Source organism: Ensifer adhaerens (assembly GCF_002007205.1).
GTDB classification, from domain to species: domain Bacteria; phylum Pseudomonadota; class Alphaproteobacteria; order Rhizobiales; family Rhizobiaceae; genus Ensifer; species Ensifer adhaerens_D.
In genome coordinates, this window is sequence record NZ_LAZS01000010.1 from 68140 (window position 1) to 81074 (window position 12935).

At 63.2% G+C, this 12935-nt stretch carries 11 protein-coding genes; 10 read left to right on the forward strand and 1 reads right to left on the reverse strand.

The features are described 5' to 3' along the window. The first annotated feature begins 4 nt into the window (after nt 1-4). Entirely contained in the window at nt 5-1249 is a 1245-nt protein-coding gene (locus XB14_RS22380; RefSeq protein ID WP_077964222.1) for a glycosyltransferase family 4 protein, read from the forward strand. Continuing rightward, nucleotides 1249-2385 carry a glycosyltransferase family protein gene (locus tag XB14_RS22385; RefSeq protein WP_143348500.1) on the forward strand — a complete coding sequence of 379 codons (1137 nt, stop codon included), beginning with the start codon at nt 1249-1251 and terminating at the stop codon, nt 2383-2385. The genes XB14_RS22380 and XB14_RS22385 overlap by 1 nt, the downstream gene beginning before the upstream one ends. Before the next feature lie 49 nt (nt 2386-2434). On the opposite strand, the gene XB14_RS22390 is transcribed toward XB14_RS22385, so the two are convergent. Then, nucleotides 2435-3109: a class I SAM-dependent methyltransferase gene (locus tag XB14_RS22390; RefSeq protein ID WP_077964766.1), complete on the reverse strand. Its 675-nt coding sequence runs from the start codon at nt 3107-3109 to the stop codon at nt 2435-2437. Between the two features lie 304 nt (nt 3110-3413). On the opposite strand from XB14_RS22390, the gene XB14_RS22395 reads away from it, so the two are divergent. The 8 genes from XB14_RS22395 to nadE all read left to right on the forward strand — a co-directional run bounded on the left by XB14_RS22395 (nt 3414) and on the right by nadE (nt 12921). Next, nucleotides 3414-6104, forward strand: a complete 2691-nt coding sequence (locus XB14_RS22395) for an ABC transporter transmembrane domain-containing protein (RefSeq protein WP_077964226.1) — start codon at nt 3414-3416, stop codon at nt 6102-6104. A 91-nt stretch (nt 6105-6195) separates the two neighbouring features. Continuing rightward, nucleotides 6196-6660 carry a cyclic nucleotide-binding domain-containing protein gene (locus XB14_RS22400; protein WP_077964228.1) on the forward strand — a complete coding sequence of 155 codons (465 nt, stop codon included), beginning with the start codon at nt 6196-6198 and terminating at the stop codon, nt 6658-6660. Between the two features lie 135 nt (nt 6661-6795). Continuing rightward, nucleotides 6796-7557 (forward strand): FkbM family methyltransferase, encoded by a 762-nt coding sequence (locus tag XB14_RS22405; protein WP_077964234.1) that lies wholly within the window; start codon nt 6796-6798, stop codon nt 7555-7557. A 209-nt stretch (nt 7558-7766) separates the two neighbouring features. Beyond that, complete coding sequence (locus XB14_RS22410) at nt 7767-7970, forward strand: hypothetical protein (protein ID WP_077964244.1); 204 nt, start codon at nt 7767-7769, stop codon at nt 7968-7970. Between the two features lie 146 nt (nt 7971-8116). Next, nucleotides 8117-10054 carry an asparagine synthase (glutamine-hydrolyzing) gene (gene asnB / locus XB14_RS22415; protein ID WP_077964247.1) on the forward strand — a complete coding sequence of 646 codons (1938 nt, stop codon included), beginning with the start codon at nt 8117-8119 and terminating at the stop codon, nt 10052-10054. A gap of 22 nt (nt 10055-10076) precedes the next feature. Further along, nucleotides 10077-10343 (forward strand): acyl carrier protein, encoded by a 267-nt coding sequence (locus XB14_RS22420; protein WP_077964248.1) that lies wholly within the window; start codon nt 10077-10079, stop codon nt 10341-10343. Nucleotides 10344-10363: 20 nt separating this feature from the next. Beyond that, the gene (locus tag XB14_RS22425; protein ID WP_077964250.1) at nt 10364-11914 is read left to right on the forward strand and encodes a class I adenylate-forming enzyme family protein; all 1551 of its coding nucleotides are present in this window, start codon (nt 10364-10366) and stop codon (nt 11912-11914) included. Then, nucleotides 11911-12921, forward strand: coding sequence for an NAD(+) synthase (gene nadE, locus XB14_RS22430; RefSeq protein WP_077964253.1), 1011 nt, complete (start codon nt 11911-11913; stop codon nt 12919-12921). Before XB14_RS22425 ends, nadE begins: the two co-directional genes overlap by 4 nt. Nucleotides 12922-12935 lie beyond the last annotated feature (14 nt).

A 12935-nucleotide genomic window follows, 5' to 3' on the forward strand; every position in this document is an offset into this window, starting at 1 on the left:
AGCATTGCCGACAGACCGCAAGATTGCAGTCGTGCTGAAGGGCTACCCGCGTCTTTCGGAAACATTCATCGCCCAGGAACTGCTTGGCCTCGAGCGGGCCGGGATCGAGTTGGTCCTGATCTCGCTCCGGCGTCCGACGGACGGCAAGCGCCACCCGGTCCATGACGAAATCCGCGCCGACGTCCACTACCTGCCGGAATATCTGCACGAGGAGCCCCTAAGGGTCTTGCGCGGCCTCGTGCGCTGCCTGCCGAAGCCTGGCATCTGGCGCGCCCTTGGCCTGTTTTTCAAGGACCTGCCCCGCGATTTCAGCCGCAACCGCTTTCGCCGGCTCGGCCAAGCACTGGTGCTTGCCGCCGAATGGCCAGGTGAGCCGGGCTGGCTGCATGCGCACTTCATCCATACCCCTGCCTCGGTGACGGCCTATGCCAGCGTGATCGCCGGCACGCCGTGGACATGTTCGGCGCATGCGAAGGACATCTGGACCTCACCCGACTGGGAGCTTTCCGAAAAGCTCGGCCTGGCGCGCTGGACCGTGACCTGCACGCGCATGGGGTACGAACATCTCCGCAGCCTCGCGAGCGACAAGAAGAGGGTCCATCTGAGCTATCACGGCCTCGACCTTGATCGTTTCCCGCGTTTCGACGGCGCGCATTCCGATCGAACGGGTTTCGATCCCGCCGATCCCGTCCGCATCGTCAGCGTCGGCCGTGCCGTTGGAAAAAAGGGCTATGACGTGCTGCTGAAGGCGCTCGCCCAGCTTCCGGCGGAGCTTCATTGGCGGTTCGAACATATCGGCGCGGGCGAACTGACGGGGCAGTTGAAGACCCTCGCAAAGGAGCTCGGCATCTCGGACCGCGTCGTCTGGAAGGGTGCGCTCGACCAGACCGATGTGCTTGCGCACTATCGGGCAAGCGACATTTTCGCGCTCGCCTGCCGGATCACCGCGGACGGCGACCGGGATGGGCTGCCGAACGTGCTCGTGGAAGCATCGAGCCAGCGACTGGCCTGTGTTTCGACCGCCATATCCGGCGTTCCGGAACTTCTCGAAGATGGCGAAAACGGCCGTGTCGTTCCGTCGGAGGATTCGCAGGCGCTTGCGGTCGCGCTCGAGGAGCTGATCCGCAATCCGACGCTTCGCCACCGGTTCGGCGACGCTGCCGAGCGCAAGGTTCGCGGGCAGTTCGACCACCACACCAGCATCGAACAACTCGCCGGCCTGTTTGCCAGCGAATGGAGAGCTGCCTGATGGGTGCACGTCGCGTCTTCTTCTACGTACAGCACCTGCTCGGCATCGGCCATCTGGCGCGGGCAAGCCGGATCGCGAGCGCATTGGCGGCCGGGGGCTACGAAGTGACCGTCGTTACGGGCGGCAGCCCGGTGCCGGGTTTTCCGGGAAGTGACGTGAAGCATGTCGCCCTGCCGCCGGTGCTCGCCGGCGACAAGGGGTTTACCGGTCTTGCCGATGGCGAGGGAAACCCGGTGAGCGAGGATTTCAAGCAAAAGCGCCGGGATCTCCTGATCGAGGCGTTCCTCGCCTGCAATCCTGATATCGTCATCTTCGAAGCCTTTCCCTTTGGCCGCCGCCAGATGCGTTTCGAGCTGATGCCGCTGCTGGAGGTGATCGAGAAGCAGGATCCGCGGCCTCTCGTTGCCGCATCGCTGCGCGATATCCTGCAGGAGCGGACGAAGCCTGGGCGCGCCGAGGAAACCCTCGACGTGGTCAGGGCGCATTTCGACCTCGTGCTCGTGCACGGCGATCCTGCCTTCGCGCGGCTGGAGGAGACCTATCCCTATTCGGCGGAGATCAAGGACAAGATCGTCTATACCGGTCTTGTGGCCGGCAATGCGCCGGAGCCACCGGCCGAAAGGTTCGACGTGCTCGTCTCGGCCGGCGGCGGGGCGGTTGGCAAGGAACTGATCGGCGCTGCGTTGCAGGCAGCCGGGCTGCTGGCGAGCGACCTCAAATGGTGCCTGATAACCGGGCCGAACCTGCCGCAGAACGACTATGACGCCTTTGCGGCCGCAGCGCCCGCAAACGTGCACCTGTTCCGTTTCCGCAAGGATTTCGCGAGTCTGCTTTCGGGTACACGGCTCTCCGTTTCCCAGGCCGGCTACAACACCGTCTGCGACATCTTCCGTGCCGGCTGTGCGTCGCTGCTCATCCCCTTCGTCGCCGGCGGCGAGACCGAGCAGTCGACCCGCGCGGCACGGCTTGAAAAGCTCGGCCTTGCCGGGGTTCTGCCTGAGGCGGAGGTAACACCCGAGCGCTTGGCGCGGGATATCGAGGCGATGCTTGAGCGGCCGAGGCCGGACATTCCGCCGCTCGATCTCGACGGCGCGACAAAGACGGCCGAAATCCTCGATCGCCACGCGCGCGCTTGACGCTGCGCCAGGAGCGGCGGGGAGGGGAGCCCCGATCAATGGGGCTTGATCAGATCGTGCCGATCAGCATGAAACGGGTGTATTTTTTGGTCGGCAGCGCACCGGCGAATTCGACCGTCGTCAGTGCCGCCTGCTTGGCGAATTCCTCGACCGAGGCGACGCAGTTGATATGGGTTGGCTCACTGAAATAGTCGTTGGACTGCAGCAGCACCCGCGTGCCGGCCGGAATGCGATCGAGCCACGCTTTGAGGTCTGCGATATGCTCGCAGCTCGTGTTGATCACCAGGTCCGCCGCCAGCGCTGCGTAGTCGATTGCATACATGTCGGCGGTCACGGCACGAAACTTTTCCGGGAAGGCGGCGTTCAGCGTCCGGGCCACGGCCTCGACATCCGGGTCGATGTCGAAGCTGTCGACGGCCGCCACGTCGAAGCGCCGGTCTTCCAGCAGCATGGCGCCGAGAATGCCGTACCAGCCGCCGAGGATCGCGATCCTGGCATAGGAGGGGCCGGTGACCTCAAAGAGCGTATCGCGCGCCCAGACCTTGCAGGCGACCTGCTTGTGGTTGAACGCATTGGCGATTTGGGCGTCGGGATGCTTGGCAATCACCCGGCCAATCCCTTCGATCAGCGGACTGCGCGTGTAGGCGGCGATGCCACGCGTCAGATCAAAGGCATGCTCGTACCAATCGCTGGTTTGGCAGGGGGGATGGCTGGTGTGTTTCATGCCGTCGTTGTAAGCTGCGCATCGAGCGAGTGCAATAACGGCGTGTGCTTTCAAGAGCATCGGCCTCTGCCGGTTGACGATAGGGCCGCCTGTTGGAAACCGCGTCCATTGCAGATTTCCCTCGCACCTGCATAATCGATCAACCGGATTCGGCGCCGGGCGGAATATGCAGGCGTCCCTCCACGATCGCGGGCCATAGGGCAGCCATCCGGAGGCGTCGCCGAAGAGTGATGCGTGCTGGGGACATATGGCAACCCAGCCCGCCAGCAGCAGTCGTGTTCAATAGGGTCCTATCGCCAGTAACATGGAACCACGCCTTTCCCGCTATATCTGGACCCACACGCGCAAGGACCAGCTCTGGATCCTGGTTGTCGTCGCGCTGTCGATGATCCCCTACTTCCTGTCCTTCGATCTGCCGAAGCAGATCGTCAACGGACCGATCCAGGGCGATGGCTTCGACAGTCCGGAGGCCACGCAGGCCTTCCTGTCGATATCCTTCGACCTGCCGTACCTCGGCACGATCAACGTCTTTGACGGATTCCAGCTTGGCCGCGAAGGCATGCTGCTTGCCCTAAGCCTGGTCTTCCTGGCCCTGGTGGTGGTCAACGGCCTGTTCAAGTTCTATATCAACACGTTCAAGGGTCGGCTCGGCGAGCGGCTCCTGCGGCGTATCCGTTTCGAGCTCGTCGATCGGGTCTTGCGCTTCCCGCCCAGCCACTTCAAGCGGGTGAAGCCGGCCGAAATCGCAACGATGATCAAGGACGAGGTCGAGCCGCTCGGCGGCTTCACCGGCGACGCCTTCGTCTCGCCCGCCCTGCTCGGCGGCCAAGCCCTAACTGCGCTCGTGTTCATCCTCCTGCAGAGCTTCTGGCTCGGGCTGATCGCAACGCTGATCGTCGCGGTACAGGCGATCATCATCCCGCGCATGCGCAAGCGGCTCCTCGTGCTTGGACGCGAGCGGCAGTTGACGGCGCGCGAGCTCTCCGGCCGCGTCAGTGAAATCGTCGACGGTATCGGCGCGATCCGCGGCCACGACACGTCGAACTACGAGCGCGCCGACATCGCGGCGCGGCTCGGGCGGATCTTCAAGATCCGCTACGACCTCTACCAGTGGAAATTCCTCGTCAAGTTCATCAACAACTTCCTGGCGCAGGTCACGCCGTTCCTGTTTTATGCGATCGGCGGCTATTTTGCCCTGCAGGGGCGCCTCGACATCGGCCAGCTCGTCGCCGTCATCGGCGCCTACAAGGACCTGCCGGGCCCGCTGAAGGAACTGATCGACTGGGACCAGGCCCGCCAGGACGTCCAGGTGAAATATGCGCAGGTCGTCGAGCAGTTCAGCGTCGACACGCTGCTCGATCCAAAGGTCCAGGCGGTGGCGACGGCGGCTGCCGTGCCGCTCGCCGGCCCGCTTGCCGCCGTCAACGTGACGGTGATCGACGACGGCGGCTCGACCCTGCTTGACCACGTGTCGCTGCAGGTCCAGCCGGGCGAGAAATTGGCGCTGATGGGCGGCGGCGAAGTGCTCGCCGAGGCTTTCGGCCGGCTCGTCTGGCCGGCAAGCGGCAAGGTGGTCGTCGGTGGCCAGGATATTCTGGAAATGCCGGAGTCAGTGACCGGCCGGCGGATCGCCTACGCTTCGTCCGACGTCTACGTCTTCCAGGGCAGTCTCGGCGACAACATCCTTTACGGGCTGAAACATGCGCCGCTGACGGACCTGGTCTATGAGGGCGAGCGCGCATCGCATCGCAAGTGGGAGGTGACGGAGGCGCGGCTTGCCGGCAACCCGCACCTCGACGTTGAAAGCGACTGGATCGACTATCAATCTGCCGGCGCGAACGGGCCGGACGATCTGCTCGTCCAGATCCGGCCGGTTCTCGACGCCGTGCTTCTGACCAACGACGTCATGGCGCTGGCGGTGCGTTCGACCATCGATCCGCACCGGCATGCGGAGTTTGCCGCTGGTATCGTCGAGATGCGCAGCGCGCTCAGGCAGCGCCTGGAGACGGAAAAGCTCAGCGATCTCGTCGTGTTCTTCGAGCCCGGGACCTACAATGTCGAGGCGACGATCGGTGAAAACATGCTCTTCGGCACCATCACCGACCAGGCGATGTGGGCGGACGCGCTCGAGCACCACCCGTTCTTCAAGACGATCCTGCAACGGGTCGGCCTGCGCGACACCTTCTACGAGATGGGCATCGAGATCGCCGAGAACGTCGTCGAACTGTTCCGCGACCTGCCGCCGGATCACCCGTTCTTCCAGCAGCTGACCTTCATGACCGCCGAAGAAATCCCGGTCTATGAAGTCATCCTTCAGAAGGTGCGCACGAAGGGCAAGGGCGAGGTTTCCGAGGACGACCAGATCAAGGTGATCAGGCTGTGCTTCGATTACATCGAGCCGCGGCACCGCTTCGGTCTGTTGACGGATGAGGTGATGGCGAAGATCGTGGCCGCGCGGCGCGAGTTCGACGAAGGCCTGCCGGCCGATCTCGCCGGCATGATCGAGCATTACCGTCCGAACCGCTTCATCGCCTCCGGCAGCATCATCGACAACGTGCTCTTCGGGCGTATCGGTCACAAACATGCCGACGGATCGGAGAAAATCCGCGCCATCGTTCGGGATCTCTTCGAGGCGGGCGGCCTCTACAACGAAGTGCTCGCCTTCGGCTTCGACTTCAATGTCGGCGCCGGCGGCAAGCGGTTGACGGCCGCGCAACGACAGAAGCTCGACCTTGCGCGCGCGCTGATCCGCAATTGTGACTACTACATCTTCAATCAGCCGCTGCTGGCGCTCGACCAGCGCGTCCAGGAGCAGGTCGTTCGCAATGTCTTCGCGATGCTCGACCAGAGCGGGCGCGACCCGGCGATCGTCTGGGTTCTCGCCAATCCGGCGCTGACCGACCTCTTCGATCGCGTCGCCCAGTTCGAAAACGGTCGCCTGGTGAACGACGCCAATGTGGATGAACGACCTGACTATAAGGAAATGGCATCTTGATGTAATATTAATGTCAGGGCACGAGCATATGGTCCCGCCGCGATGCGGGAGGCAAGTTGCTCCCGACGGGAACTCGGAGACACGGATTGTGATGTTGCTCAAAGATGAAGTGGAAATGCTGCGCCGAATAACCCTGTTCTCAGGATTGCCGCCGGCAAAGCTGAAACTTCTGGCCTTCACGTCCGACCGGGTCATGTACAGCGCCGGCGAAGCGCTGTTCTATCAGGGTGACATTGGCGATGCGGCCTATGTCATTCTTTCCGGCAAGGCGGAGGTGCTCATCAATACGGCGGGTGGGCCCTTCAAGATCGCCGAAGTCGAACAGAATTCGATCGTTGGTGAAATCGCCATCCTCTGCAATACGCCACGCACCGCAACGGTGCGCACCAGCACCCCGCTCGAAGCCCTGCGCATCCGCAAGGACGATTTCCTCAAGCTTCTGGCCGACTTCCCCGAAATGGCGGTAGAAATCATGCGCGTTCTCGCCGACCGCCTTGCGCAAACGACGGCGGAGTTGAGCGAGGCACGCGGCCCGCGCGAGCCTGTGGACGCCTGACAAAAGCGCTTCGTGACGGCGCGATCCCCCCGGGAAGATGCGAGCGATGACGTGGGCGGCAGTCATTCGCCCTCGGCATACGAGCCCTTCGCAAAATCGATTCCGCTTCGTCGGGATATGGGTTAGAGAAACGCCATGCGTTCGATCACCTATTTCCACAAGACCGTCCAGTTTCCCGACAAGCCGGAAAAGAAGCGCTTTTTCGCGCGGTTGCAGAACGGTGACTGGGAGCCTTGCACGTTCCAGAACATCGCGCGCCTGGTCGACGGCAAGACGACTTTCGTCGACATCGGCGGCTGGATCGGCGTGACCCCCTATTGGGCGGCGCAGATTGCCGACAACGTCATCACAGTGGAGCCCGACCCCGTCTGCTTCGGCATTCTCAAGGAGATGCAGCTCGAGAATCGTGGCGAGGTGCAGGTCATCAATGCCGCGCTCTCGGAGGATGACGTTCTCGTGCTGCACTCCGTCGGTGGCGGTTTCGGCAGCTCCGAAACATCGGCCTTGATCGCCGACGACGACGGCGAGGCGATCCGTGCGCGGACCGTGACGATCGCGGCACTCCAGGAGATGGCCCGGACCGAAAGGCTCTGTTTCAAGATTGACATCGAAGGCTACGAGTATCGTGCGCTGGACCAGTTCCGCATGATCGACCGGAGGCGGACGGCCGGCGTGTTGCTGGCGGTTCATCCGCAGATCCTGTTTGCGTCGCTGGAGGGTTCCAGGCTGTCGCGTGTCCTTCGCACGATGTCCGCCACCGTAGGCTTGATCCGCAGCCTGAAGGGTTTCCGTCTCGACAACCCCTCGGCGATCTGGACGGCGCTGCGCAAATCGATCGCGCGCGGGGAGTTCCGCGGCTTCGACCTGCTGTTCGTGGCGCGAGATCGCACCCGCTGACGAGCCGCTGACGGCTCAAGTCCCACCATGCACGAGATACGAGACTGGCAATGCTCCGGGCATTTGCCGAGAGCCCGAACGATCTTCGGTCGGTTAACCATGCCCCCGCGTAAAGTTAATTCTTCGTTTAAAGATGTTACTTCCGGTGGTATAAGCTTGCTGCTGCTATTTCCTGGTTTTGGTTGTGGAGCGTCGAGGAGGGCGGCCGCATGTCCTGGGTATACATTGCCGGCGTCGCCTATGGCCTGACGGCATTTTTTCTCGTGGCGATGACCTATCTCGAAGGATTGCAGGCGCGTGCGCCCTGGAATATGTACCGGCTCGCCGGGCTTCTGGTCTGCGTTTTCTGGCCGATCCTGTTTCTGTATCTGATGCTCACGATGGCATCGAAAAGAAGAATTCCGGAGCGCTGACAGCGAGGGCCTGCGGCGCTTATCCCGAACGCGGCGCCCGAACCGCAGTATTTACCATACAACCAGAAAATGCCGGAGATTAACCCATAATTCTGTCATGCGGTTTATGGTCCGGCGGTGATCGAACGGTGTGAAAGTATCTCGGCATGTGCGGTTACGGTGGCTATTTCGGCTCGGTCCCGGAGGCGGAAATCCTTCTCAAGAGGATGGTCGCTGCGATCGCGCATCGCGGCCCGGACGAAAACGGTATTCTCGCCGCGCCGGAAGCAGGGCTCGCCCACGCGCGGCTGTCGATCGTTGGTCTTGGCGACGGGCAGCAGCCGATGTCCGACGAAACAGGCGACCTTTCGATCGCCTTCAACGGCGAGATCTTCAACTATGTCGAACTGCGCGAGGATCTGCGCGCCAAGGGGCGCCGATTCCGCACGACGAGCGACACCGAGGTCATCCTGCACCTCTACGCTGTGATGGGCGAGGCGTGCCTGTCCGTCCTCAACGGCGATTTTTCCTTCGCGATCTGGGATCGGCGCCGCCAGCGCATGGTGTTGGCGCGCGACCGCATGGGTGTGCGCCCGCTGTTTTACACGACCCATGGCGGCACATTCTATTTCGCCTCCGAAATCAAGGCGCTGCTTCAGGTTCCCGGAATTTCCGCCGAGCTCGATCCGGTTGCGCTCGACCAGATCTTTACCCTCTGGGCGCCAATCGCGCCGCGGACGGGCTTTCGCGGCATTGAGGAGCTCGAGCCGGCTCACCTGATGATCGTCGAAAAGGGCAAGACGTCGATCCGCCCCTATTGGCAGCTCGACTACCCTGGCCACGACGCGCCGCCGCTGTTTGCAGATGAGCGTAGCGCCGCCGAGGAATTGCGCGCCCTCCTCACCGATGCGACCCGGATCCGGATGCGGGCCGATGTGCCCGTCGGCTCCTATCTCTCGGGCGGGCTCGACAGCTCCATCGTCTCGGCTCTGGCAGCCGGAATGGCGCCTCAGGGTCTGCGCACGTTTTCCGTGACGTTCGATAGCGCCGAGCACGACGAGAGCGCCTTCCAGATGGAAATGGCGACAGCGCTCGGAACCCATCACAGCGCGGTCGCCTGTCGCGCCGGCGACATCGCGAAGGTTTTTCCGCAGGTCGTCCGTTTCGCAGAACGGCCGATCATCCGCACGGCACCGGCGCCGCTTTACCAGCTCTCCGGCCTCGTTCGCGAACAGGGGTTGAAAGTGGTGCTGACGGGCGAGGGCGCCGACGAGGTCTTCGCCGGGTACGATATCTTCAAGGAGGCGCGGGTGCGCCGCTTCTGCGGCCGCCAGCCCGGCTCGCGAATCCGCCCGCACCTGTTCCGCAAGCTCTACCCCTATCTGCCGGGTCTGCAGCAGCAATCGGCGGAATATCTCGCCGCCTTCTTCGGCGCAGGCGACGTGCCGCTCGATGATCCGCTTTTCTCGCACCGTCCGCGGTTCAAGAGCACGGCCGCGACCAAGATCTTCTTTTCTCCCGATCTTCGCGCCACGCTGAAGGACTACGACGCGGCCGAAGATCTGGCGAGCAGGCTTCCTGCCGCCTTCGGCCGCTGGCATCCGCTGCACCAGGCGCAATATCTTGAGAGCCGTTTCCTTCTGCCCGGATACATTCTCTCCAGCCAGGGCGACCGCATGGCCATGGCGCACGGGATCGAGGGGCGCTTTCCGTTCCTGGACCACCGTCTCGTCGAGTTCGCGACGCGCCTGCCGCCGGAAATGAAACTGAAGGGGCTGGTGGAAAAGCACATCCTGCGCGAGGCGACGAAGGATCTGCTGCCGCCGACCATCGGTCAACGCACCAAGCAGCCCTACCGCGCGCCCGACAGCCATTCCTTCACCGGCCCCGGCGAACTGGATTACGTTCGCGAGGCCATGAGCGAGACGCGCATCGGCGACAGCGGTCTGTTCAATGCCAAGGCCGTGGTCAAGCTCTATGAGAAGTGCCAGTCGCAACCGGCGACCGGCTTCAGGGACAATGCCGCCTTCGTCGGTATCCTGTCGACGCAGCTTTGGCTGCAGACCTTTACCGGCACCAGCATCCGCGCCGCTCGAGCGGCCTGAACCCATTGGGAAAGGAAACGAAATGACGGAAACCATCAAGGACAAGGTCAGGGCCTTTGTCGTCGAGAACTTCCTGTTCGGCGATACCTCTTACGATCTCGCCGACGGCGCCTCGCTGATCGAGAACGATATCATCGACTCGACCGGCGTTCTCGAACTCGTCGCCTTCATCGAAGACCAGTTCGGCATCGCCATGGCTGACGCCGACATCGTGCCCTCGAACCTCGATTCGCTTGCGCGCATATCGGCCTTCATCGAGGCAAAGGCCGGAGTGCCGGCCACGGCCTAACCAAGACCCGAGGGCGTTCCATGCGGTTCGAGCAATTTCTCATCGGCAATGCGGCAAGGCATGCGGCCAAGACGGCGCTGGTCACCGATCGCAAGCGCCTCAGCTACGGCGAGTTCGACGATCTGTCGAGCCGACTGGCGGCCGCGCTGGCAAGGGCAGGCGTCAAGCGCAACGACCGCGTCCTCGTGTTCATGGACAATTGCTGGGAGGCGGCCGTCTCGATCTTTGCGATCCTGAAGGCGGGCGCGACCTTCAGTCCGATCAACGCCTCGACCAAGGCGGACAAGCTCGCCTACATCATCGACGACTGCGAGGCGGCTGCGATCCTGACGCAGGCCAAGCTGATGCCGGTGGTGGCAGACGCCCGGGCGCAGAGCAGCGGCAAGGCCGATATCTTCGTCGCATCGACCGCAGCGCCCAATGGCCAGTCGCCCTCAGGCGCAGTCTCCTTCGAGGACTGTCTGTCGGCGCAGGCAGCGCCGGTGCCGCATGGCGGCATCGACGTCGATCTGGCGATGCTCATCTACACGTCGGGTTCGACCGGGCGCCCGAAGGGCGTGATGATGACCCATCGCAATATCGATGCGGCGTCGGAATCGATCACCACCTACCTGCGCAACGAGCACGACGACATCATCCTCAACGTGCTGCCGCTCGCCTTCGACTACGGCCTCTACCAGTTACTGATGGCGATCCGGCTCGGTGCGACGCTGGTGCTCGAAAAGTCCTTCGCCTTCCCGCATGCGATCTTCGAGCGCATCCGCGAAGAGCGCGTCACCGGCTTCCCGCTGGTGCCGACGATGGCGGCGATGATCCTGCAGATGCGTGACCTGGAGCCGGGGTTCCTGCCGAGCTTGCGCTACCTCTCCAATACGGCAGCCGCCCTGCCGCCGCCGCACATCGCGCGCCTGCGCGAACTCTTCCCGGGCGCGCGGCTCTATTCGATGTACGGGCTGACGGAGTGCAAGCGCTGTACCTACCTGCCGCCGGAAGAGCTTGATCGTCGGCCGGGCTCCGTCGGCATCGCCATCCCCAATACGGAAGCCTTCGTCGTCGACGACGAGGGCAGCCGCGTGCCGCCGGGCGTTGCCGGCGAACTCGTCATTCGCGGACCACATGTCATGCAGGGCTACTGGCGCAATGATGCAGCGACCGAGCGCATGCTGCGGCCCGGGCCGAACCCGTGGGAAAAGGTGCTCTATACCGGCGACCTCTTCCAGACCGACGAGGAAGGTTTCCTCTATTTCGTCGGCCGCAAGGACGACATCATCAAGACCCGCGGCGAGAAGGTCGCGCCGAAGGAAGTCGAGACCGTGCTGCATGCCCATCCCGGCATTGCCGAGGCGGTCGTCATCGGCATGCCGGATCCGGTTCTCGGCCATGCCATTGCCGCGCTTGTGGTGCGCACGGATCCTGACCTCACCGACAAGGACATCATCCGCCACTGCACCCGCCACCTCGAAGACTTCATGGTGCCGAAGATCATCGAATTCCGCACCGAACTGCCAAAGACGGATACGGGCAAGGTCAGCCGCCGCCTTGCCGCCGAGACGATGGAGCCTGCACAATGAACATCAGAACGACTGAGGGCGCCGGCCCGTTTTCGGCCGAAACCCTGACGATCGACCATGCGGTCGAGACCGATCGCATCGTTGCAGCGCTGCGCGAGCAGTTGCGCTCCATGAAGAAGCGCGGCCTGGTGCTCGGGCTTTCGGGCGGCATCGACTCCAGCGTTTCTGTCGCGCTTGCGGTGCGCGCCGTGGGCGCCAAGAACGTCTTCTGCCTGTTCATGCCGGAAAACGATTCCGATCCGGAAAGCCTTCGCTTCGGCCGGCTGGTCGCCGAAACCTTCGGCGTCGAGGCGATCGTCGAGGATATCGGCCCGGCGCTCAAGGCCATGGGTTGCTACGAGCGCCGCGACGCCTTCATCCGCGAGCTGGTTCCGGAATATGGCGACGGATGGGCGTCAAAAATCGTCATCGCCAACGCCCTGGAAGGTGAGGGGTACAACATATCGTCGCTGGTGGTGCAGAGCCCCGAGGGCGTGCAGTCGAAACACCGTATGCCGCCGTCGGTCTATCTCGGCATCGTCGCCGCCACCAACATGAAGCAGCGCACCCGCAAGCAGGTCGAATATTACCATGCCGACCGGCTGAACTTCGCCGTGCTCGGCACGCCGAACCGGCTGGAATACGACCAGGGCTTCTTCGTCAAGAACGGCGACGGCGCTGCCGACGTCAAACCGATCGCCCATCTTTACAAGTCGCAGGTCTATGCGCTTGCCGCCCATCTTGGGGTTCCCGAGGAAGTGCGCCGCCGCCCGCCGACGACCGACACCTATTCGCTGGAGCAGACGCAGGAGGAGTTCTATTTCTCCCTGCCTTACGACCGCATGGACCTCTGCCTCTATGGCCTCAACCATGGCATCGAGATCGACGTCGTTGCCAAGGCGGCGGGCCTGAGCGTCGTCCAGGTCGAAAGGGTCTGGGCCGATATTGCAGCCAAGCGCAAGGCGACGCGTTACCTGCATCTCGGACCGCAACTGGTGCGGCCCGTGGAGGAGATTGCCGGCTATTGAGGCTTGGCCGGACC